We start from the raw sequence: 20603 nt of genomic DNA on the forward strand, positions 1-20603 counted from the left end.
CGACCAGAACAACTGGTCGGCAGGGATTTTCAATGCTTCGTTTAATTCATTAAGCAATCCGCTTGAGCAAATCCAGCAAAATGCGCCAGCACTCTTCCACGGTATCAATCTGCACCCGCTCTTTGGGCGAGTGAGCGCCTTTGATGGTCGGGCCGAAGGAAATCATTTCGGTGTGCGGCAGGTGTTTTTGCATCAAACCGCATTCCAGGCCGGCGTGTACCACTTCGATTTGCGGCTGCTGCCCGCGTACGGCGGCAAAGGATTCGATGGTTTTCTGCAGCAAGGCAGACGACATATGCGGCTCCCAGCCGGTGTAGTCCTGTTCGGTATGCAGGGTAGCGCCGGAGAGGCGGGCGATTGAGCCGAGCAGGCGGCAGAAGTCGTCTTTCGGCCGTTCGCGCAGCGAACGCAACAGCATAGAGGCGGTAAATTTGCCGTCTTTCGTGTGCACCACGCTTAAGCAGTTGGAGGTGTCCACCACGCCGTCGAACTCTTCGCTCCATTTAAGTACGCCGCTGGGAACGGCAGCGAGCAAATCAATCATGCGGCGGCTGTCGGCATGGCTGGCAGCTTGTGCACCCTGGCCGAGCGGGGCTACCTGAATCGCCAATTTATCGGCAAACTTGCCCAATTCGTTTTGCGTTTCGGCACGTACGGTGTCGGCCAGTTCGGCCAGCGCACCAACAAATGCCTGGGGCAGCACGATTTCGGCTTCTGCCTCGGAAGGAATCACGTTACGCAACGCACCGCTGTGGAAGACGGCCAGCCGCCAGCCGCTTTCTTCCGGCAGGCGTGCCAACAAATCGGCCAACACCTTGATGGCGTTGCCATGGCCGCGGTGAATATCGATGCCGGAATGCCCGCCCAATAAACCAGACACGGTAATGCGCACATGCTGCCCTTCGGCGGCTTCGGTGGCAAAAGGCAGGCTCAAATCGGCATCGCGCCCGCCGGCACAACCCACATACACGCAACCGGCTTCTTCGGTATCCAAGTTGATCAAATAACGGCCTTGCAGCAAGTCGCCACGCATTTGGCGCGCGCCGTCCATGCCGATTTCTTCTTCCACCGTGAGCAGCACTTCCAAGGGCGGATGCTCGATATCGTCGGCAAAAGCCACGGCCAAGCCCATGGCCGAACCGAGGCCGTTATCTGCGCCCAGCGTGGTTTGCGTGGCGTGCACCCAGCCATCGATGATTTGCGGCCGGATGGGGTCGGTGGCGAAATCGTGCGGCGAATCGGGGGTTTTTTGCGCCACCATATCGATGTGCCCCTGCAAAATCACGCCGGGCTTATCGGCCATGCCCGCACCATGCGCTGGCTTGCGGATATAAATATTGCCCTTTTCGTCTTGCTGCACCGCCAAGCCTTTTTCCTTGGCGCGGGAAACAATCATTTCAGCCAGCGCGGCTTCTTGATAAGTGGGGTGCGGAATGGCGCAAATATCGGCAAACCACTGCCAAACAGCCTGCGGCTGCAAAGAATGAAGCGGATTCATAGAGTCTCCTTTGGGAATGATGGGCTACCTGAAAATGTAGCCGAAGCAAGAGCCGATACTGTATGGCAAACGCATCGGCGCGAATAAGCGGCTTGAGTTTAAACCTGCATCGCACGGCAGGCAAGCCGGCAAAAGGCTACCTGAAACTGATATTTTGCCTAAGCCAAGGCTGAGTTTCTGCGCAACTAAAGCATAAATTTCAGCGAAATAAGCGATATCTTGGCGCTACTACGCCTACGTTTCTACGCAGTTAAAACACCAGCGCCAACACCATAAACCCGTTTGGGCTTTTAACTCCGTTCGAACCCATACTTTCAGGTAGCCTTTCCGCCATTGGCTTGCCCGCCCCCTTTTCCATTACAATACTGCCCAAACCGCCCCAACCCATCCCTAACGCCATCCCCATGCGCACCCTCGTTTTCTTCCTCTTCCGCACCCTGGCCGTACTGCCGCTTTCCGTGCTGCACTTCATCGCCAACCGCGCCGGCGGCCTGCTTTATTGTTTCGCCAGTGCCGACCGCGAACGCATCCGCAACCACCTGCACACCGCCGGCCTGCCCAACGATGCTGCCCACATCCGCGCCGTGTTCCGCGAAACTGCCAAAGGCGCGCTCGAGCTGCCGCTGGCCTTTTTCCGCAGCCCCGAGCAGGTGGCCGCACTATTCGTGGAAACCCACGGCTGGGAACACATCCAGGCCGCCCTCGATGCCGGCGAAGGCCTGCTGCTCATCACCCCCCACATCGGCAACTACGACCTCGCCGGCCGCTACATCAGCCACCGCCTGCCCTTCCCGCTCACCGCCATGTATAAGCCGCCGAAAATCAAAGTTTTAGACGACATCATGCAGGCCGGCCGCGTGCGCGACAAAGGCCGCACCGCCCCTACCAACCTGCACGGCGTGAAGCAAATCATCCAAGCCCTGCGCCAGGGCGAAGCCACCATCGTCCTGCCCGACCACGTGCCCGACGAACATGGCGACGGCGTATGGGCGCCCTTCTTCGGCCGCCCCGCCTACACCATGACCCTGGCCGGCCGCCTTGCGCAAGTAAAAAACGTACGCCCCCTGTTTTTCGCCGGCATCAGGCTACCTGAAAGCCGCGGCTTCGCCCTGCACATCGAGCCCGTGGAAGGCAGCTTCAACGGCGACAAAGCCCACGACGCCGAAATCATCAATCGCAATGTGGAAAACTGGGTGCGCCGTTTCCCCGAGCAATACCTGTTTGCGTACAACCGCTACAAACATCCTTCTGGTGCCCCGCTGCCACCGCAGGAATAATCAACACCTTCGGCCTGCCATACAAAAAGGCTACCTGAAAAACCATTTTTGTTTTCAGGTAGCCTGTTGTTATTTCCAAGCCGCTGTTTCTAGCCAAAAAAGCCCATGCGCACTTGAATCAGTTTTTCCAACTCGCTCACCACGCGGCGGCGGGCTACGAACAGGATGATGTGGTCGCCGTCGGCCAGCTGCACGTCTTGATGCCCCATGAACACTTCTTCATCGCGCACTACGGCGGCAACGTGGCAGCCGTTGGGCCAGCGCACGGCGCTCACGCGGCGGCCGACCAGCTTGGACGTATCTTTGTCGCCGTGTACCACGATTTCGATGGCTTCGGAATTGCCGCCACGCAGGGGGTGGACGGCTTCCACGTCGCCGCGCCGGATGTGCGCCAAAATTGAGCCGATAGTCACCAAGTGGGGAGATACGGCGATGTCGATGGTATTACCTTGCAGCAAATCCACATAGCTGGAACGGTTAACGATGGCGATAACGCGTTTGGCGCCGAGGCTTTTGGCCAGCATGCCGGCCATGATGTTGTTTTCGTCGTCGTTGGTGAGCGCGCAGAACACGTCGATTTCGTCGATGTATTCGCCTTCCAGCAGGCTTTCGTCGGCGGCGGAGCCGTGCAGCACCAGGGTGCTGTTGAGGTTTTCCGAAAGCCATTCGGCACGCTTTTCATTGATTTCGATGATTTTCACATCGAAGCGGTCTTCCAGCTGGCGGCTAAGGCGGAAGCCGATTTGGCCGCCGCCGGCAATCATCACACGCCGCGTGGGCTGCTGCTGCGGGCGCAATTCGCGCAACACTTCGGCCACTTGCGAAGTGGCGGCCGCCACGAATACTTCGTCGCCCTGCTGAATCACGGTTTGCGGCGTGGGCATAATCAGCTTGTTGTTGCGGTAGATGGCGCAGATTTGGCAGTCGGTGCCTTCGGGCAGGTGTTCGTGGATGGTGTGGATGGGCTGTCCCAATAGCCGCCCGCCGCTTTGCGCGCGCACCACGAGCATGCGCACTTTGTCTTCGGCAAAGGTGAGCACCTGCAGGGCGCTGGGGTGGCAGAGCAAATCGGCCAGCCGCTCGGTAACCAGTTGTTCGGGGCAGATGGATTCGCTCACGCCGAACAAATCGAGCGTGCCGCGGCCGTCGTTATCTTCTTCGGCGTCGGGACCGGTGAACTCCAAATAATCGGAAAGGCGCACGCGGGCGATGCGGTTGGGGATGTTGAACAGGCTGGAAGCCAGTTTGCAGGCGGCCAGATTGGTTTCGTCGTGGCGGGTGAGGGCGAGCAGCAGGTCGGTGTCGTAGGCGCCGCCTTCGGCCATCACGGCGGGAGAAGAGCCGTTGCCCAGCAGGGTTTGCACATCGAGCTTGCTGCCGATGTTGCGCAGGGCTTCGGGATCGTTGTCGATAATGGTCACGTCGTGGTTGGGGATTTCCACCAAATTCTGTGCCACGGCAGTGCCCACTTGGCCGCTACCTAAGATGAGGATTTTCATATTGGAAAATTGGGCTTGGCAAGCATAGTTTCAGGTAGCCTGCCAAGCGGTTGGGAAATAAAGATAAATCCAGGATGCCGCTTTAAACCACAGCAGGCTGGAGGCCGGAAGCCAGCTGCTTGAGCCGCTCGGGCTTGAGCAGGCGGATATGTTTGTATTCCACTTCAATCAGCCCTTCTTGGCTGAATTTGGAGAGCGTGCGGCTCACTGTTTCCAGCTTCAGCCCCAAATAGCTGCCGATTTCCTCGCGCGACATGCGCAAAATAAAATCATTGGCCGAGAGGCCGCGTTTTTTCAGCCGTTGCGACAAATTCAGCAAAAACGCCGCCAGCCGCTCTTCGGCGCGCATATTGCCCAAAAGCAGCATCACATTTTGATCGCGCACAATTTCCTGGCTAAACAAGCGGTAGAAATGCAGCTGCAATTCCGGCACCGCCGCACAAAGCTCCTCCATGCTGGCATAGGGCAGCTCGCACACTTCCGTGTCTTCCAGCGCCACCGCATCGCAGTAGTGTATTTGGTTGCAGATGCCGTCCATGCCCACCAGTTCGCCCGACATAAAAAAACCGGTAACCTGATCGCGCCCGTCGTGGCTGGCGATAACCGTTTTCAGGAAACCGGTGCGCACCACAAACAGCGAATCAAACCCGTCGCCGTTGCGAAACAGGAAATCGCCCTTTTTCAGGCGGCGGCTGCGTTTGATAACCGCATCAACACGCTCTACCACCACCGCAATCGCGGCATTGGGCTGGCATAGCTCTTTAAAAACGCAGCGCGAGCAAGTTGTGGAGTGGGGCATGGCTTTCATGTGTGTGCTAACTTTCTAAGCAATCTGAGCTTATGAAGCGGCGGCAATTATCGTTTATACTTACCGCCCGGCAATAGTCGGAGCAATTTGCCAAACACCGGCATTTTACCCGATTTCACAAACAAAACCTATTACCGCATATTTATCAAAAAATAACAGCAATCTAACCACTACCATGTCTGCCAACCGTACCCAAGAAATCATCTTCGACCGCAAGCTTATCGCCTCCCTGCCTGCCAACGGCCCGCGCTACACCTCCTACCCCACCGCCGACCGCTTCCACACAGGCTTTACCGCCGAAGACTACATCCAAGCCGTGCAAAACCGCACGCCCGGCCCCCTCTCGCTCTATATCCACATCCCCTTCTGCAACACCATCTGCTACTACTGCGGCTGCAACAAAATCATCACCAAAGACACCACCCGCGCCGACCAATACCTAGGCTACCTGAAAAAAGAATTCGCCCTGCAGGCCGAACTCCTGCAAGGCAAGCCCGAATTGGCGCAGCTGCACTTCGGCGGCGGCACCCCCACCTTCCTCTCCGATGCCCAGCTCAATTTCGTATTCAGCCTTATCCGCGAGCACTTCACCCTGATGCCGCAAGGCGAATACTCCATCGAAATCGACCCGCGCAAAGTAAGCCGCGAAACCGTGCTGTTTCTCGGCTCGCTCGGCTTCAACCGCATGAGCGTGGGCATTCAGGATTTCGACCAGCAAGTGCAGCAAGCCGTAAACCGCATCCAGAGCGAAGAAGAAACCCGTGTGGTGATCGATGCCGCCCGCGAAGCCGGCTTCCAATCCGTGAGCGTCGATTTGATTTACGGCCTGCCGCACCAAACCCCCGCCACCATGCAGCAAACGCTGGATAAAGTGCTCGCCCTCGCCCCCGACCGGCTGGCAGTTTACCACTACGCCCACCTGCCGCACATCTTCAAACCCCAGCGCCGCATCGACACCAATGCCGTGCCCGACAGCAACACCAAGCTCGACATGCTCCAGCAAATCGTGCAGCGGCTGGGCAGCGAAGGCTACGTCTTCATCGGCATGGACCATTTCGCCAAGCCCCAAGACGAACTCGCCGTTGCCCTGCGCGAAGGCCGCCTGCAACGCAACTTCCAAGGCTATTCCACCCACGCCGATTGCGACCTCATCGCCGTCGGCCTCTCCTCCATCGGCAAAATCGGCCGCATCTACAGCCAAAACCAGCGCCAGCTCGAAGCCTACTATGCCGACCTCGATGCCGGCCGGCTGCCCTTGTTCCGCGGCTACCTGCTCGACGAAGACGACCTGCTGCGCCGCCGCCTCATCCAAGACCTCATGTGCCGCTTCGGCCTCGAGTTTGCCGATTACGAAGCCGAATGCCGCCAGCCCTTCGCCCAATATTTCGCCGCCGAGCTGGCCGATATGACCACCCTCGCCGCCAAAGGCCTGGTTGAGCTCCATACAACCGGCCTAACCGTCACCCCAAAAGGCCGCTTCCTCATCCGCAACATCGCCATGGTGTTCGACTGCCACCTACGTTCCCGCGACACCGCCGCCAAGTATTCGCAAACCGTGTAAATAAGGTTTCAGGTAGCCTTTATCTGGCAAACAAAGGCTACCTGAAAACATAAGCTGCAAGGCAAGCAAAGCATAGTGGATAAAACGAATGGGCTAGGCAGCGAGCCGCAGGCAGGCCAGCCGGTATGGCAAGGCAGCAGCATCCTTATTTCCATTCGCTATAATCCGCCACTTTTCAGGTAGCCTCTCGCAAACCGCATAGAGGCTACCTGAAAATCATCTATTGCCTGCGCCGCACCGCCAAACCCGATATAATCCCGCCATCATGAGCAAACCCACCGCCAAACCCCGCAAGATCCCGAAGCCCGATCCGCGCCGCGCCCGGGCCGGCGAAGAGCTGCAACGCCATCTCGGCCACAGCTTCCAAAATCCCCGCCTCTTCGAGCAGGCGCTTACTCACCGCAGCTACAGCGCCCAAAACAACGAACGCTTCGAGTTTGTCGGCGACGCCATCCTAGATTACAGCGTGGCCAAAATGCTGTTCGACGCCTTCCCCGGCTATAGCGAAGGCGAACTCTCCCGCCTGCGCGCCAATTTGGTCAACCAAGACGTGCTCGCCGAAATCGCCCGCAGCATGGGCGTGGGCGACGCGCTTTATTTGGGCGTGGGCGAACTCAAAAGCGGCGGTTTCGACCGCCCCTCCATCCTGGCCGACGCCGTGGAAGCCCTGCTGGCCGCCATCAGCTTCGATGCCGATTTCGCCGCCGCCGAGCAAACCGTGCGCCGCCTGTTTGCCCGGCGCATTGCCAACATCGACTTAAGCAACCAGGGCAAAGACCCGAAAACCCTGCTTCAAGAAGCCCTGCAAGCCCGCCGCCTGCCCCTGCCCAAATACCGCATTGAACACCAGTCCGGCGAGGGCTGTGATGCCCGTTTCGATATCGCCTGCGATCTGGGCGAACTCGCCCACATCACCCGCGCCCAAGCCGCCAGCCGCCGCGCCGCCGAACAAGCTGCGGCCAAAGAGGCGCTGGATTGGCTGCAGGAACATCACCCCCTGCCCGGCAAAAACAAAAAACACCGCCAATCCCGTGCCTGAATCGCTGCTGATGCCGCTATCATTCAGGCCAATAATATTTGAGCTAATACAAACAAGCCTTACAGGCAGGATTTACCGACAGAAAACGGCATGCTATATATTAGCCACTCATTTTCAACTTAATAAAGGATTCAATCATGGTTTTTGTGTTCAGCGTCTTATTCGGCGCATTTATCGGCATTTTCTTCCTATGGTTCTCCTCCAAAAACGCGGTAAAAGACTATCCCGAGCTGCGCATCCACGTGCCGGAAGGTGCGGAAAACTCACCCGAATGGCAAGCTTGGGCACAGGAGAACGGCTATAAACTGAACGACAAAGGCGTGTGGGCCAAAGGCACCGGCATGCTCACCAGCGCCACCGAAATCCGCTTTGAAGGCAACGATATGTTGGTGCAGGAGTGCATCAACTTCCTGCTCGGCATCAACCGCTTCGCCATCAACGCCCCCATTCTGGCCGGCAAACCCGTGCGCATGGTGAAAATCAAAGCGCTGAACAAACTCATGGCACAGTGGAATCTGCCCGAAATCGTGTTCGGCAACCCAGAAGACAAAGTTCGCATTAAAAACTAAGCCGCTACATTTTAGCTTTGTTGAAGCCCACGTTTTCAGGTAGCCTATTGAGCATTCCGCACAGGCTACCTGAAAATATATCCATATGAACAACATGAATTATTCCAACACCAAACATCCAACCGCCTTCCGCTGCGGCTTCGTGGCCATCGTTGGCCGGCCGAACGTGGGCAAATCCACGCTGATGAACCACCTCATCGGCCAGAAAATCAGCATCACCAGCAAGAAGGCCCAAACCACTCGCCACAAAATCACCGGCGTTTATACCGATGAGCGCAGCCAGTTCATCTTCGTGGACACCCCCGGCTTCCAAACCCGCCACCGCAACGCGCTCAACGACCGGCTCAACCAAAACGTTACCGAAGCCATCGGCGGCGTAGATGTGGTGGCTTTCGTGGTGGAAGCCATGCGTTTCAGCGAAGCCGACCGCGCCGTGATCCGCCTGCTGCCCAAACACCTGCCCGTGATTTTGGTGGTGAACAAAATCGACCGCGCCAACAGCAAGGCCGAATTGGAAGAATTTATCGAAACCGTGTGCCGAGAGTTTGATTTTGCTGGCGCGGAAGCCGTGAGCGCCAAACATGGGCTGCGCATCGGCGAGCTGCTCGCCCGGCTGCGCCCCCACCTGCCCGAAAGTGTGCCGCTCTACCCCGAAGACGCGGTAACCGATCGCTCTGCCCGCTTCCTGGCCGCCGAAATCGTGCGCGAAAAGCTGTTCCGCCACCTCGGCGAAGAGCTGCCCTATGCCGCCAACGTGGCGGTAGAACAATTTGAAGAAGAAGACGGGCTATACCGCATCTACATCGCCGTGTTGGTGGATAAAGACGGCCAAAAGGCCATCATCATCGGCAAAGGCGGCGAAAAACTGAAAAAAATCTCCACCGAAGCCCGGCTGGATATGGAAAAACTGTTTGAAACCAAGGTATTCCTCAAGGTTTGGGTGAAAGTGAAATCCGGCTGGGCGGATGATGCCCGCTTCCTGCAGGAATTCGGGCTGTAGGGATGCTTCGTTGAAGCGCATGCTTTCAGGTAGCCTCAACATTTCTGCCCGCCTGCCACCTATATCAACCAAACACCACATTTCACCCAACCATCCCCACCGGAGGCAATATGTCGAACCCCATCACCCCCGAAGCCGCCCAAGCACGCATCGACCGCATTCAATCCCTCTACCGCGAATGGGAGCGCCTGTTGCCCGAGTTGGAAGCCGCTCAGGAGCAATGGCAGCACGCCATGCAGCTGATGCGCGAAATGTCTGATTTCTACGACCGCGAATATATGCCGCTGCACCAAGCCATCGAAAGCGGCCTGCCCGTTTCCCTGGCCACCGAAGGCGAATACAGCATCATGAGCGAAGACGCCCTATGGAACGCCTTCCAGCAGCAATACGACCTGGCCTGGGCCTGGCTGCGCGCCGCCACCCGCGAGCTCGATCCGCAAAACCGCTTCCACTTCGATCCAGCAGCAACCGATGAATAAACAAAGGCTACCTGAAAGTTTCAGGTAGCCTTTTTGTTGGATGTCAGCAGGCGGCCTTAAATCCGCTTGGCCAGCTCTTCCGCCTTGCCCACATACAGCGCGGGGGTAAGCGCGAGCAGGCGCTCTTTGGCTTCTTCAGGGATGTCGAGGCCGCGGATGAAGGACTGGAGGGTGGCGGGTGTGATGCCGTCTTGGCCGCGGGTGAGGGCTTTGAGCTGCTCATAGGCCTGCGGCACGGCGTGGCGGCGCATCACGGTTTGGATGGGCTCGGCCAATAGTTCCCAGGTGGCGTCGAGGTCGGCCTGCATGGCGGCGGGGTTGGCTTCGAGTTTGTTCAGGCCGCGCAGGTGGGCGGCCCAGCCGAGCAGGGTGTAGCCTGCGCCCACGCCCATGTTGCGCAGCACGGTGCTGTCGGTCAGGTCACGCTGCCAGCGAGATACGGGCAGTTTCTCGGCCATGAAGCCGAGGATAGCGTTGGCGGTGCCGAGGTTGCCTTCGGAGTTTTCAAAGTCGATGGGGTTCACTTTGTGCGGCATGGTGGAGGAACCGACTTCGCCGGCCTTCACTTTTTGTTTGAAATAGCCAAGGGAAATATAGCCCCACACGTCGCGGTTGAAATCGATGAGGATGGTGTTGATGCGGCTGAGGGTTTGGAAGAACTCGGCCATGTAGTCGTGCGGCTCGATTTGGATGGTGTAGGGGTTGAAGGTGAGCCCAAGCGACTGTTCGACAAAGCGGTGGCAATGCGCTTCCCAATCCATATCGGGGTAGGCGGAGAGATGGGCGTTATAGTTGCCTACGGCGCCGTTGATTTTGCCCAAAAACTCCTGTTTCTCCAGCTGGGCGGTTTGGCGCTGCAAACGGGCAAGCACGTTGGCGATTTCCTTGCCTAGGGTGGTGGGGGTGGCGGGCTGGCCGTGGGTGCGGCTCATCATGGGTTGGGCGGCCAAGCTGTGTGCCATTTGGCGCAGCTTGGCAGCGATTTCGGCCAGCTTGGGCAGCAGCACACTATCGCGGGCTTCGCGCAGCATCAGGGCGTGGGAAAGGTTGTTGATGTCTTCACTGGTGCAGGCAAAGTGGATGAATTCGTTTGCCTTTTGGATTTCAGGTAGCCTCTCGAAGCGCTGTTTTAGCCAGTATTCCACGGCTTTCACGTCGTGGTTGGTGGTGGCTTCGATGGCTTTCACTTCGGCAGCGTGTTCAGGCGAAAAACCGGCAATCACGGCATCGATTTCGGCCAAAGTGGCGGCAGAAAAAGGCGGCACTTCGCTAATTTCGGGCGCGGCAGCCAGCGATTTGAGCCATTCCAGCTCCACGCGCACGCGAGCGCGGATCAGGCCGTATTCGGAAAAAACGGGGCGCAGGGCTTCAACGGCGGCGGCATAGCGGCCGTCGAGCGGGGAAAGGGCAAGCAGGGCAGACATGTGGTTTCCTATGAAAAAAGGCCAACAAAACGGCGGTATTCTACCCGAAAAGCGAGAAGGCTACCTGAAAGCGGTAGAATTCATAATTCATAGATTGATGAACTTTCCCGATAACCAAACGCGGAAGATGGGGGGTACGAACGGTTGCCGCAACGCCCTCTCTGCTGGAGCAGCCGAACGGAGTGCGGTTTTTCGGGGAACAAGGGCTTGCATGCCCGAAGCGGCGCAGCCGCAAGTTGCAGCTAATCCAATTTCTCTTTGCGCCCGAAAAACCGCGCGAAGTGAGGGAAGTTTGGCAAAGCCAAACCTGTGCCCGCAGTCGCCTTTCTTTGCTCCCTTTCTTTGGCGAAGCAAAGAAAACGAGGTCTCCGAAGGAGGACGAGTTTCTGCGAAGCAAAAACAAAGCCTTCGTTAGAAGGGTTCGTTTTAACAAAGTTAAAATAAGACCTCCACAGGAGGGCTTGTTTTTGCATAGCTAAATTGAGTGCCCCGCGCCGGCATGAGGCGCAAAGGCGAGCAGGCAGGAAATGGCGAAGGCTACCTGAAATTTGGTAAGCTGCCGAAACCCTAACATATATCTCACAAAATTCGTTTACTCTCAGACTAGCGCACAATAAACTTCCATGAGCCGCTTTATCCGTCAAACCCTAACCAGCCCGGATGCCCTTGCCATCAGCGTGAATTTATCCCGCATCAAAACCCCGCACAACCTGATGCAGCGCATGCAGGAAGCCTTCGAGCTGCCCGCCTATTTTAGCGGCGGCCTCGATTCGCTCAACGACTGTATGCGCGACTTGGGCTGGCTGCCGCAACGCGAAATCCACATCGCCTTTTGCGGCCTGGCCGACCTCAAGCAACGCCAGCCCAAACTGTTTGCCAGCATTGCCGACTGCCTGGAACTGTACCGCGATTATTGGCATGGCAACCCGCAGGAGCATAAAATCGTGCGGATTTCGATAGCGGATTAAACCGCCAACCGCTCCCCATTTAAACGTCGTTGAAGCTCATGCTTTAGCGCCCAAACACCGTTTTCAGGTAGCCTTTTATGACCTTTACCCTTCCCGTCCTGCTTATCGCCTGCTTCGCCGCCGCCCTACTGTGCGCACTCATCGTTTGGCTGTGGCAAAACGCCCGCCACCAAGCCGCGCAACACCGCCACCAGCAAGAAGCCGACCGCCTGCAACACCAGCTCGCCCTGCAACAGCAAGTCTGTCAGCAAAACGAACAGCAACTCGGCCACACCGCCCAAAGCCTGGCCGACAGCCAACAGCAGCTTTCTGCTGCCCGCCAAGCCGCACAGGATTACCAAACCCACGCCGCCGCCGCCGAGCAATCAGTGCAACATTTCACCAACCGCCTGGCCGAAGCGGCCGAACGGCAGCAACAGCTATTGCGCGAGCTCGCCGCTGCCAAGCAGCAATCCGCCGCCGAACAAGAAGAAGCCCAAAGCTGGCAAACCCGCGCCGTGGCTGCCGAACAATCCAAACAACACCTCGACCGCCAACTGGCCGAAGCTGCCGAACGGCAACAGCAGCTCCAACAGCGCTACGAAACCGCCCGCCAAGAGCTGGCCGCCAGCCGCCTGCAGCACGAGCGCGTGCAAACCCAAATCGAACAGCAGCAGCAAGCCCACGCCGAACAAATCGCCCTGCTCAACCAAGCCCGCCAAAACTTGGGCGAACAATTCCAAAACCTCGCCAACCAAATCCTCGAAGAAAAAAGCCGCCGTTTTTCCGAGCAAAACCGCCAAGAGCTCGACCAACTGCTCAATCCCTTGAGCGAAAAACTGCAAGGCTTCAGCCAACTCGTACAAAATACCTACGAAAAAGAAGCCAAAGAGCGGCTCACGCTGGAAAACGAGCTCAAACGCCTGCAACAGCTCAACGCCCGGCTGCACCAAGATGCCCAAGCCCTCACCCAAGCCCTCACCGGCAGCCGCAACAAAAGCCAGGGCAATTGGGGCGAGATGATTCTGGAAAAAGTGCTGGAAAACTCCGGCCTGGTGAAAGGGCGCGAATACTTCGTGCAAAGCGGCGGCCGCCAAACCGACAGCGACGGTGAAAGCCGCTACCTCCAGCCCGACGTGCTCATCAACCTGCCCGACAACAAACAAATCATCGTCGATTCCAAAGTATCGCTCACCGCCTACGTGCGCTACACCCGCGCCGAAAGCCCCGAAGCCGCCGAAGCCGAGCTCGCCGCCCACCTCGCCTCGATACACCAGCACATCAAAGAGCTCGCCGCCAAACGCTACGATGAAATCCAAGGCCTGGTATCGCTCGATTTCGTCTTCATGTTCGTACCCGTAGAGCCCGCCTACCTGCTCGCCCTGCAACAAGACCCCGAGCTCTTCCAAACCTGTTTCGACCAACGCATCATCCTGGTCGGCCCCAGCACGCTTCTGGCCACCCTGCGCACCGTGGCCAACATCTGGCGGCACGAATACCAAAACCGCCATGCCCTGCAGATTGCCAGCGAAGGCGGCAAACTCTACGATAAATTCGTCGGCTTCGTGGAAACCCTGGAAAAAGTGGGCAAAAACCTCCAGCAGGCGCAAGATAGCTACCAAACCGCCTACAAACAGCTCTACAGCGGCCGCGGCAACCTGGTCGACCGCGTGGAAAAACTGCGCCAAATGGGCGTGAAAGCCGGCAAACGGCTCGATGCGCAGCTGGTGGAGCAAGCCGGCAGCGAAGGGGCGGAGATGCTGGAAGACAAAACAGACGGCGGGCATCCAGAGGCTACCTGAAAAAGCAACAATGTCTTGGCAAAGCCAGCACACAAGCCGCAACGAAGCGAAAACAATCCCATCCGATTTTCAGGTAGCCTTTTCCCCCTTTTGTTAAAATCCCGTTTTCCCACCGTTTCCCGCCCCATCATGAAACTCCTCGCCGTCATCCCCCACTACCGACATCTCGACACGCTGCCGCAGGTGGTTTCCGCCCTGCGAGATTGCGGCCTGCCCGTTTTGGTGGTGGACGACGGCTCGGGCGAAGACTGCCGCGCCGGTTTGGAGGCCTTGCGTGAAGAAGGCGTTCAAGTAGCCTTCCGCCCGGTGAACGGCGGTAAAGGCAGTGCGATGAAATGGGGTTTCAAATTGGCGGCGGAGCAAGGTTTCAGCCACATTTTGCAGATTGATGCCGACGCGCAGCACAGCTTTGCCGACATCCCGCGCTTTATCGAAACCGCACAGTCGCAGCCGCAAGCCGTGGTATGCGGGCGGCCGGTGTACGGCGGCGACGTGCCCAAATCGCGGCTCTACGGCCGCAAAATCACCGATTTTTGGAACGTGCTGCACACTTGGTCGTTCGACATCAAAGACGGCATGTGCGGCTTCCGCGTTTATCCGCTGGATGCTGTCCTGCCCATCCAATACGGCGGTGCCGTCATCGGCGAGCGCATGGATTTCGACAACGAAATCCTCATCCGACTGCATTGGGCGGGCGTACCCCTCGTTTGGCTCAACACGCCCGTGCGCTACGCAGAGGGCGGCATCTCGCACTTCAACCTGCGCCGCGACAACCTGCTCATCAGCAAAATGCACGCCCGCCTGTTTTGCGGCATGGTTGCCCGCCGCATCGGCCGCCTGTTCAAACGGCCTCAAACGGCACCAACCGAACAGGCGCATTGGTCGGCACAGCGCGAACGCGGCCACCGTCTCTTCCTCAAAATTACCGAATGGCTGGTGCGCTACCTGCCCCTGTGGCCGGTGCACGGCATTGCCGCCCTTGTTGCCGCCTATTTCTACCTCACCTCCGCCGCCCAACGCCGCAGCGTGCGCCAATATCAGGGCTACCTGAAAAGCAGTTTTCCCGCCGCACCGCTACCCGTGCGTTTTCCCGTATACCGCCAGTTTGCGGCCTTCGGCCAAGCCGTGGCCGACCGCTTCGCCGTGTGGCAGCATAAAATCACCGTGCCCGACCTCGTAGTGGAAGACCCCGACAACCTATATGCCGATGTGGACAACCACAATACACGCGGCCAAATCCTTATCTGCTCGCATCTGGGCAACATCGAGGTGTGCCGCGCCCTCGTCTCCCACCATCAAGGCTTCAAACTCAACGTGCTCGTGCACAACACCCACGCCGAAGATTTTAACCGCGCCCTCAAAGCCGCCGGCGCCAGCGATTTGCAGCTGATTCAGGTAGCCGACCTCGACGCGGCAAAAATGCTCCAACTCTCGCAAAAACTCGATGCCGGAGAGTGGCTCGCCATTGCCGCCGACCGCACCCCCGTGCGCGGCAACAAAACCGTGCCCGTGCAATTCCTCGGCTACACCGCCCATCTGCCGCAAGGCCCCTGGCTGCTCGCCGGCCTCTTACGCGCACCCACCAACACCGTCTTCGTGTTAAAAGAGCAAGGCCGTTATCATTTATGCCTGAAGCGTTTTCAGACGGCCCCAAGCTGGACAGCCGCCACACGCAAACAAATGATTGAAAACATGGCGCAGCAATACGCCGACGTTTTGGCCGCCCACGCCGCGCGCGCACCGCTGCAATGGTTCAACTTCTACGACTTCTGGAGCAACACCCCACATGGCTAAACATATCTACTGCCGCCACCACACCGAAATCGAAGTCCCCTTTTTCGACGTAGACGTGATGCAGATCGTCTGGCACGGCCACTATGTCAAATACCTCGAAATCGCCCGTTGCGCCCTGCTCGATGCCATCGGCTACAACTACACCGTCATGCTCAAACACGGCCACGCCTGGCCAGTGGTAAAGCTCGACCTCAAATACATTCGCCCCGCCCGCTTCGGCCAGAAAATCCGCGTGGAGATGGCCGTCACCGAATACGAAAGCTGCCTGCGCATCGACTACACCCTGCGCGACGCAGAAAGCGGCATCAAACTCACCCAGGCCCACACCACCCAAGTCGTCCAACGCATCGACAACGGCGAAATGCAATTCCAAACCCCCGCAAGCTGGCAAAATGCCGTGCGGCAATTTGAAGGGTTTGCGCCCTTGGCCAAGGATTGAGGCTACCCGAAAGGCTATTGGAATAATGGTTTCTGCTATAGAAAACAGGCGATGACCTTCTGTCATCGCCTGTTTTGTTTGCCAATAGCCGATTAAGCGTTGCCGGCAGCCGGAGCGTTGGCAGCGGCTTGTTGCTGTTCGTACATGGCTTCGAAGTTGATCGGCATCAATACCACGGGCGGGAAACCGGCGCGGGTGATGCAGGAAGACACAGCTTCGCGGGCATAGGGGTAGAGGATGTTCGGGCAGGCAATGCCGAGCAATACTTTCACATCTTGCTCCGGAATGTTTGCCAAACGGAAAATACCGCTCTGCGCCACTTCGTTCAGGAACAATACTTTGCCATCAGGCAACTTGGCGGTAACGGTTACGGTAACGGTTACTTCGTGGTGTTCTTCTTCCAGTTTTTTAGAATCGGTGTGTACCTGGATTTCCACGTTCGGAGCATCCTGGCTGAGGAATACTTCCGGTGCGTGCGGCACTTCCAAAGACAAATCTTTTACATACAGTCTTTCTACGTTGAAAATCGGTTGCTGTTGTTCTTGTTCGCTCATGGTTTACTCCTGAGAAGGGGGTGAAAAAGTCAAAATGGAGATATGGCGGATTGATCCGCTATAAACCGCATTAGGCTACCTGAAAATGCTCCACTTTGCCAGCTTTTCCTTGTGGGATAAGGTATTCGGCAAATTTCCCGTTGCATTTGCCGATTATTGGGCGGGTACGGTTTGAACGTTATCCAATCTATCGGCATCATGCACAATCCGGCGCACCATGGCATCCATATCGGGCAGATAGCCGCCGGAACGGTGGCTGTTAATAATCACCACCACGGCCAGCCTACGTCCATTGGGCGGCAACCAGTAGCCGGCCAACGCACGCACGTCGCGCAGCGTACCTGTTTTCATACGCAGCGAGCGGCCTAGCTGACGGAAGCGGCCACGCAGGGTACCGTCGGTACCGGCAATCGGCAGGGTGTGAATGAAGGTATCGCGGAAGGGGGAGCGGTAGGCCTGAAACAGCATGCTGCCGAGAAAACGGGCAGTAAGCCGTTCACGACGGGAAAGGCCGGAGCCGTTTTCCAATACCAGCGCTTCGTCATCCAATCCGGCCGACACCAGCTGCCGCCGCACAGCGGCCTCGGCATTTTGTACGCTGTGTGGTCCGTTTGCTTGGTGGCCAAGCGTGAGAAAAACGCTGCGCGCAATCAGATTGTTGGAATGTTTGTTCATATCGGTCAGCACTTCGCCTAAAGATTTGGAAAAGTGCGTGGCCAAGATGCGGCTGTTGCTGGGGGCAGCCCCCCGACCAAAGCCATAGAGGCCGCCCAAGCCCTGTGCAAGCCAATAGCCGCGAAAACTTTCTTCGGCAAAGCGTGGAGCATCGAACAAATTGATGAACATTTTCTCGCCCATACATGCAGCCGGCAGGCGGCCGCGGAACACCAGCATACCGTTTTCAAATTTGGCGGAAACATGATTGGAAAGTTTGCCACAGCGGCCATCGGTCTCGGTAAGTTGGCTGAGGTCGGTTTGGATGCCGTAGAGTGGCGGGTTGAGCAAAAAAGCAGGCTGCCCAGTCTCATTGCGGGCGGCAGTAATCCAAAGGGCTTTGTAGGCAATCATGTGGGGGTCTGGCGGCACCACAAAGCTTTCGTCTGCATCGTTTTCAAAACCTTCTGCGCTGGCAAGACCGCCCCAAACACGCCGATCCAACACCACTTTACCGTTTAATGACACAATGCCCTGCCGGACCAGCTGTTGCTGCATATCCAGTAGATCGGGCTGGTCGAAGGCAGGATCACCGCTACCCACCCAATATAAATCGCCTTGCAGTGCACCATTAGCCACGGTACCGCTGCTGCGCCACTGGGTTTGCCAGCGGTAATCACCACCTAATCCACGCAAGGCGGCGAAGGTGGTTACCAATTTCATGGTGGAGGCGGGATTCATAGAAACATCGGCTCGATGCGCAAGCAACACTTCACCGCTGTCGAGGTCTTGCACATAAACCGCAGCCTCATCCGGCTGAATACGGCCGAAATCGATAGCAAAGGCTACCTGAAAATAGAAGAAGAGCGCGAATGTTAATAGCAGGCGAGAGCAGTTTTGGCAGAGAAGTAGAAGTTTTTCCAGCATAAGATTTTTTTAATAAAATATTTTCCAGCAGGCGAATTTTGCGCCATCGCACCTATATAGGCAATGGGAGATGTAGTGCAAGCAGCTATTTCTTTATGTTGCCTCTAGCTACAAATAGTACGCACGAAAAAACCGGACTTTGTATAAAGTCCGGTTTTTCAGTATTGAACGCTAATCAGTTAGCGATTACTGAGCAGGCTGTTCAACCAGAGTACGGATACGAACGTCTACGCGACGATCCGGCTCGATACATGCAATCAGAGCGCTACGTTTGCGAGCGGCAGAAACGCGACGACCCAAGTTGCGAACTTCTTGCTGACACTGTTCAGTCATCTTAGCTTGAGATTCGCCCAAGCCAACGGCAGAGATTTTCTCAGCCGGTACGCCACGGCCAACCAGGTACTCGCTAACAGTGTTAGCACGACGTTCAGACAGGCGTTGGTTGTAGGCATCGCTACCCATGAAGTCAGTGTTACCTTCAACACGCACAGATTGTACGTTGCTGCCGCTCAGGCGCTGAGCCAGCTCATCCAAAGTGGTGCGAGCTTCAGGACGCAGATTGAATTTGTCAAAACCAAACAGGAAGTTGGATGACAGAGATACCAGCTCTTCGCGTACTTGCGGTTCAGCAGGAGCAGGAGCTTCTGCCTGACGGTCACCACACTCTACCAAGCCCAAGCGATCTACTTCAGCGTTCAAGAAGCTGTTTTCCCAGCATTCGTGAGCACCTTTAGGCTCATAGTTAGAGCGAACCACTTCGCGAGACTGCTGGCTGATGGTATAGCCGTATTTTTCATTGTTGAAGCTGCTGTCCGCCATGGCGGCACCGGAAGCAACCAAGGCCAAGAACAAAGCGCCTAATTTAAGCTGTTTGGTCATGTTATTCCCTCATCAAAAAGTTTGTTATGCGCAGACTTGGCAAGCTTTGCAGCATGCCGGCCTTCACAAAAATCACCATATACGGACCGCCCAAATACTGCGGTAATCCAAATATATTCGGGGTACCACTATAAAAAACCGTGCCCGAACTGTCAATAAGGAATTGGTTACCCGCTGCACGGGCACCTCCGTTTCCTACGTGCCCAATCATGCCCAAAATTACCCTAACTGTCAGCAGGATAATGGCAAAAGAAAGGGATATTTCCCTATAAGTTGCTAAAAAACAACAACTCCTGCCGCAAATTACCGGCATGCGGCAAAATAACGATGGCGGGCTATGATACCATCCAGCCCTCTCTGGTTTCAGGCGAAACCGGTGATTTCGACGGCACTTTGGCGGTTGGCCTGTCGCATAAATCCGACAAATATCACTTGGATGCATCATGAAACTGCAACAGCTGCGCTATTTTTTGGAGGTTTACCGCTGCAATCTGAATATTTCAGAGGCAGCGGAAATTTTGTTTACGTCCCAACCGGGCATTTCCAAGCAGATAAAGCTGTTGGAAGACGAGCTGGGTGTGCAGCTGTTTGTACGGCACGGTAAACGTATTGTGGCGGTTACCCCGCCGGGGCAGGCTGTGCTGGAAATTGCCGAGCGCATCTTCCGCGATGTACAGAGCATTCGCAACATCGGCACCGAATTTGCCGAACAGGACAGCGGCCACTTAACCATTGCCACCACCTACACGCAGGCGCGGCATGTGCTGCCGCCTGTGGTGGCCGAATTTTTCCGACAGTATCCGAAAGTGGGCTTGTCGCTAGTGCCGGCCGAGCCTTCGGCTGTAGATAGAATGGTGGCCGAAGGTTTGGCTGATTTCGCCATCAATTCGGAAGCGGATGCACGCCATTCCGAGCTGCGCCACATCAGCGCGCGGGCTTGGAACCGCTGCGTGCTGGTGCCGCAGGGGCACAAATTGGCGGATAAAAACCGCATCAGCCTGGCAGACTTATCGTCCATGCCGCTCATCGGCTACACCGAGGCCGGGCAGGATACGGCTTTGCAGCAGGCCTTTTCCGGTAGCGAGCTGGCTTTACCGCAGGTGGTGCTTTCCAGTATGAATGCAGGCGTGATTAAAACCTATGTGCGTGCCGGTTTGGGCGTGGGGCTGCTAGCCGATGCTGCCTACGACCCGCAGCGCGATGCCGATTTGGTTTGCCTGCCGGCCGACCATTTGTTTAAGCCATCATTCACCTATATCGTGGTGCGGCAGGATGCCTACCTGCGCAACTATGCCTACGATTTCATGCAGCTCTACCTGCCCGGCCTCACCCGCAAACACATCGAGCAGGCGCTATACGAACCCATCCGCGAAGACTTCTCGATTTAACGGTTGGCTATTTCACTTTAGCCTTACACAAGCCAGGTTGGAGCTGATGTTTTCAGGTAGCCTGT

20 protein-coding genes and 1 pseudogene are annotated in these 20603 nt (G+C 56.9%); 13 read left to right on the forward strand and 8 right to left on the reverse strand.

All coding sequences use genetic code 11. The annotated features are described in order from the left end of the window. Positions 1-49: 49 nt before the first annotated feature. Together CKV94_RS04470 and CKV94_RS11110 are read right to left on the reverse strand one after the other, a co-directional pair. Complete coding sequence (locus tag CKV94_RS04470; protein WP_003823638.1) at positions 50-1498, reverse strand: aminoacyl-histidine dipeptidase; 1449 nt, start codon at positions 1496-1498, stop codon at positions 50-52. A 250-nt stretch (positions 1499-1748) separates the two neighbouring features. Beyond that, a complete protein-coding gene (locus tag CKV94_RS11110) occupies positions 1749-1904 on the reverse strand; it encodes a hypothetical protein (RefSeq protein ID WP_003823639.1) in 156 nt (51 codons plus the stop codon). Here CKV94_RS11110 and CKV94_RS04475 point away from each other — a divergent pair. After that, positions 1903-2775 (forward strand): lysophospholipid acyltransferase family protein, encoded by an 873-nt coding sequence (locus tag CKV94_RS04475; RefSeq protein ID WP_003823640.1) that lies wholly within the window; start codon positions 1903-1905, stop codon positions 2773-2775. The genes CKV94_RS11110 and CKV94_RS04475 overlap by 2 nt on opposite strands. 89 nt (positions 2776-2864) lie before the next feature. Here the strand turns inward: CKV94_RS04475 and trkA are convergent, their stop codons facing one another. Together trkA and CKV94_RS04485 are read right to left on the reverse strand one after the other, a co-directional pair. After that, positions 2865-4274: a Trk system potassium transporter TrkA gene (gene trkA, locus CKV94_RS04480; RefSeq protein ID WP_003823641.1), complete on the reverse strand. Its 1410-nt coding sequence runs from the start codon at positions 4272-4274 to the stop codon at positions 2865-2867. An 82-nt stretch (positions 4275-4356) separates the two neighbouring features. Next, positions 4357-5082 carry a helix-turn-helix domain-containing protein gene (locus CKV94_RS04485; protein ID WP_003823642.1) on the reverse strand — a complete coding sequence of 242 codons (726 nt, stop codon included), beginning with the start codon at positions 5080-5082 and terminating at the stop codon, positions 4357-4359. A 175-nt stretch (positions 5083-5257) separates the two neighbouring features. Here CKV94_RS04485 and hemN point away from each other — a divergent pair, with 175 nt between their 5' ends. The 5 genes from hemN to CKV94_RS04510 all read left to right on the forward strand — a co-directional run bounded on the left by hemN (position 5258) and on the right by CKV94_RS04510 (position 9730). Continuing rightward, a complete protein-coding gene (hemN, locus tag CKV94_RS04490) occupies positions 5258-6643 on the forward strand; it encodes an oxygen-independent coproporphyrinogen III oxidase (protein WP_003823643.1) in 1386 nt (461 codons plus the stop codon). A gap of 265 nt (positions 6644-6908) precedes the next feature. Further along, on the forward strand, positions 6909-7682 hold the full coding sequence (gene rnc / locus CKV94_RS04495; protein WP_003823645.1) for a ribonuclease III: 774 nt from the start codon (positions 6909-6911) through the stop codon (positions 7680-7682). A 137-nt stretch (positions 7683-7819) separates the two neighbouring features. Beyond that, the gene (locus CKV94_RS04500) at positions 7820-8251 is read left to right on the forward strand and encodes a hypothetical protein (RefSeq protein ID WP_003823646.1); all 432 of its coding nucleotides are present in this window, start codon (positions 7820-7822) and stop codon (positions 8249-8251) included. 85 nt (positions 8252-8336) lie between these two features. Next, positions 8337-9251: a GTPase Era gene (gene era / locus CKV94_RS04505; RefSeq protein ID WP_003823648.1), complete on the forward strand. Its 915-nt coding sequence runs from the start codon at positions 8337-8339 to the stop codon at positions 9249-9251. 110 nt (positions 9252-9361) lie between these two features. Next, entirely contained in the window at positions 9362-9730 is a 369-nt protein-coding gene (locus CKV94_RS04510) for a DUF4298 domain-containing protein (protein WP_003823649.1), read from the forward strand. A 56-nt stretch (positions 9731-9786) separates the two neighbouring features. Here CKV94_RS04510 and purB read toward each other — a convergent pair whose 3' ends face one another. Further along, positions 9787-11154, reverse strand: coding sequence for an adenylosuccinate lyase (gene purB, locus CKV94_RS04515; RefSeq protein WP_003823651.1), 1368 nt, complete (start codon positions 11152-11154; stop codon positions 9787-9789). On the opposite strand from purB, the gene CKV94_RS04520 reads away from it, so the two are divergent. The 6 genes and pseudogenes from CKV94_RS04520 to CKV94_RS04540 all read left to right on the forward strand — a co-directional run bounded on the left by CKV94_RS04520 (position 11153) and on the right by CKV94_RS04540 (position 16136). Then, on the forward strand, positions 11153-11569 hold the full coding sequence (locus CKV94_RS04520) for a hypothetical protein (RefSeq protein WP_035580624.1): 417 nt from the start codon (positions 11153-11155) through the stop codon (positions 11567-11569). The genes purB and CKV94_RS04520 overlap by 2 nt on opposite strands. 208 nt (positions 11570-11777) lie before the next feature. After that, complete coding sequence (locus CKV94_RS04525) at positions 11778-12122, forward strand: barstar family protein (protein ID WP_003823654.1); 345 nt, start codon at positions 11778-11780, stop codon at positions 12120-12122. 77 nt (positions 12123-12199) lie between these two features. Continuing rightward, positions 12200-13903, forward strand: coding sequence for a DNA recombination protein RmuC (gene rmuC / locus CKV94_RS04530; RefSeq protein ID WP_003823655.1), 1704 nt, complete (start codon positions 12200-12202; stop codon positions 13901-13903). A gap of 129 nt (positions 13904-14032) precedes the next feature. Further along, a pseudogene (locus tag CKV94_RS11470) lies at positions 14033-14446 on the forward strand (glycosyltransferase family 2 protein); the annotation flags it as partial. Between the two features lie 108 nt (positions 14447-14554). Next, positions 14555-15697 carry an LpxL/LpxP family acyltransferase gene (locus tag CKV94_RS04535; protein ID WP_035580909.1) on the forward strand — a complete coding sequence of 381 codons (1143 nt, stop codon included), beginning with the start codon at positions 14555-14557 and terminating at the stop codon, positions 15695-15697. After that, positions 15690-16136 carry an acyl-CoA thioesterase gene (locus CKV94_RS04540; protein ID WP_003823658.1) on the forward strand — a complete coding sequence of 149 codons (447 nt, stop codon included), beginning with the start codon at positions 15690-15692 and terminating at the stop codon, positions 16134-16136. Before CKV94_RS04535 ends, CKV94_RS04540 begins: the two co-directional genes overlap by 8 nt. A gap of 92 nt (positions 16137-16228) precedes the next feature. Here CKV94_RS04540 and secB read toward each other — a convergent pair whose 3' ends face one another. From secB to CKV94_RS04555, 3 genes are all read right to left on the reverse strand, one after another. Continuing rightward, the gene (gene secB, locus CKV94_RS04545; protein ID WP_003823659.1) at positions 16229-16690 is read right to left on the reverse strand and encodes a protein-export chaperone SecB; all 462 of its coding nucleotides are present in this window, start codon (positions 16688-16690) and stop codon (positions 16229-16231) included. A 153-nt stretch (positions 16691-16843) separates the two neighbouring features. Next, a complete protein-coding gene (dacB, locus tag CKV94_RS04550) occupies positions 16844-18271 on the reverse strand; it encodes a D-alanyl-D-alanine carboxypeptidase/D-alanyl-D-alanine endopeptidase (RefSeq protein WP_003823660.1) in 1428 nt (475 codons plus the stop codon). Positions 18272-18457: 186 nt separating this feature from the next. Beyond that, positions 18458-19150, reverse strand: coding sequence for an OmpA family protein (locus tag CKV94_RS04555; protein ID WP_003823661.1), 693 nt, complete (start codon positions 19148-19150; stop codon positions 18458-18460). A 443-nt stretch (positions 19151-19593) separates the two neighbouring features. On the opposite strand from CKV94_RS04555, the gene CKV94_RS04565 reads away from it, so the two are divergent. Further along, positions 19594-20538, forward strand: a complete 945-nt coding sequence (locus CKV94_RS04565; protein WP_003823664.1) for a LysR substrate-binding domain-containing protein — start codon at positions 19594-19596, stop codon at positions 20536-20538. Positions 20539-20603: the final 65 nt, after the last annotated feature.

Source organism: Eikenella corrodens (assembly GCF_900187105.1).
Classification (GTDB): Bacteria; Pseudomonadota; Gammaproteobacteria; order Burkholderiales; family Neisseriaceae; genus Eikenella; species Eikenella corrodens.

Coding starts and splice junctions, on each gene's coding strand:
- rmuC (WP_003823655.1), top strand. CDS start 12,200: ATGACCTTTACCCTTCCCGTCCTGCTTATCGCCTGCTTCGCCGCCGCC.
- CKV94_RS04540 (WP_003823658.1), top strand. CDS start 15,690: ATGGCTAAACATATCTACTGCCGCCACCACACCGAAATCGAAGTCCCC.
- era (WP_003823648.1), top strand. CDS start 8,337: ATGAACAACATGAATTATTCCAACACCAAACATCCAACCGCCTTCCGC.
- CKV94_RS04535 (WP_035580909.1), top strand. CDS start 14,555: ATGGATTTCGACAACGAAATCCTCATCCGACTGCATTGGGCGGGCGTA.
- rnc (WP_003823645.1), top strand. CDS start 6,909: ATGAGCAAACCCACCGCCAAACCCCGCAAGATCCCGAAGCCCGATCCG.
- CKV94_RS04485 (WP_003823642.1), bottom strand. CDS start 5,082: ATGAAAGCCATGCCCCACTCCACAACTTGCTCGCGCTGCGTTTTTAAA.
- CKV94_RS11110 (WP_003823639.1), bottom strand. CDS start 1,904: ATGGGGATGGCGTTAGGGATGGGTTGGGGCGGTTTGGGCAGTATTGTA.
- CKV94_RS04520 (WP_035580624.1), top strand. CDS start 11,153: ATGTGGTTTCCTATGAAAAAAGGCCAACAAAACGGCGGTATTCTACCC.
- dacB (WP_003823660.1), bottom strand. CDS start 18,271: ATGCTGGAAAAACTTCTACTTCTCTGCCAAAACTGCTCTCGCCTGCTA.
- purB (WP_003823651.1), bottom strand. CDS start 11,154: ATGTCTGCCCTGCTTGCCCTTTCCCCGCTCGACGGCCGCTATGCCGCC.
- CKV94_RS04510 (WP_003823649.1), top strand. CDS start 9,362: ATGTCGAACCCCATCACCCCCGAAGCCGCCCAAGCACGCATCGACCGC.
- CKV94_RS04475 (WP_003823640.1), top strand. CDS start 1,903: ATGCGCACCCTCGTTTTCTTCCTCTTCCGCACCCTGGCCGTACTGCCG.
- trkA (WP_003823641.1), bottom strand. CDS start 4,274: ATGAAAATCCTCATCTTAGGTAGCGGCCAAGTGGGCACTGCCGTGGCA.
- hemN (WP_003823643.1), top strand. CDS start 5,258: ATGTCTGCCAACCGTACCCAAGAAATCATCTTCGACCGCAAGCTTATC.
- CKV94_RS04555 (WP_003823661.1), bottom strand. CDS start 19,150: ATGACCAAACAGCTTAAATTAGGCGCTTTGTTCTTGGCCTTGGTTGCT.
- secB (WP_003823659.1), bottom strand. CDS start 16,690: ATGAGCGAACAAGAACAACAGCAACCGATTTTCAACGTAGAAAGACTG.
- CKV94_RS04525 (WP_003823654.1), top strand. CDS start 11,778: ATGAGCCGCTTTATCCGTCAAACCCTAACCAGCCCGGATGCCCTTGCC.
- CKV94_RS04470 (WP_003823638.1), bottom strand. CDS start 1,498: ATGAATCCGCTTCATTCTTTGCAGCCGCAGGCTGTTTGGCAGTGGTTT.
- CKV94_RS04565 (WP_003823664.1), top strand. CDS start 19,594: ATGAAACTGCAACAGCTGCGCTATTTTTTGGAGGTTTACCGCTGCAAT.
- CKV94_RS04500 (WP_003823646.1), top strand. CDS start 7,820: ATGGTTTTTGTGTTCAGCGTCTTATTCGGCGCATTTATCGGCATTTTC.